This window comes from Rhodococcus sp. A14 (genome assembly GCF_011603105.1).
GTDB lineage: Bacteria > Actinomycetota > Actinomycetes > Mycobacteriales > Mycobacteriaceae > Rhodococcus_F > Rhodococcus_F opacus.
In genome coordinates, this window is the sequence record NZ_JAAOQS010000328.1 from 1 (window position 1) to 436 (window position 436).

Annotated in this window: 1 protein-coding gene; it reads right to left on the reverse strand. The window is 67.2% G+C overall.

The window, feature by feature from the left end; all coding sequences use genetic code 11:
* Positions 1-436 (reverse strand): anthranilate phosphoribosyltransferase (trpD, locus tag G9373_RS45695; protein ID WP_167121414.1); only part of this gene is annotated, 436 nt, incomplete at both ends.

Consider the following 436-nt stretch of genomic DNA (forward strand, 5'->3'; position numbering starts at 1 on the left):
GACCAGCGTGGCGGCACCCAGTGACACCTCGTCCATGCCGTCCTTGCCGTAGACGACCACGGCGTGCTTCGCGCCCAGCCGCTGCATCACGCGCACCTGAATGCCGACCAGGTCCGGATGGAACACGCCCATCAGGATATTCGGCGCGCCGGCCGGGTTGGTCAGCGGCCCCAGGATGTTGAAGATCGTGCGCACGCCCAGCTCCTTGCGGATCGGGGCGACGTTCTTCATGGCCGGGTGGTGGTTGGGCGCGAACATGAAGCCGATGCCGACCGTTTCGATCGATTCGGCCACCTGCTCGGGCGTGAGCATGATGTTCACGCCCAGCGCTTCGAGCACATCGGCACTGCCCGACTTGGAGCTGACGCCGCGTCCGCCATGTTTGGCGATGCGCGCGCCGGCGGCCGCCGCCACGAACATCGAGGCGGTGGAGATG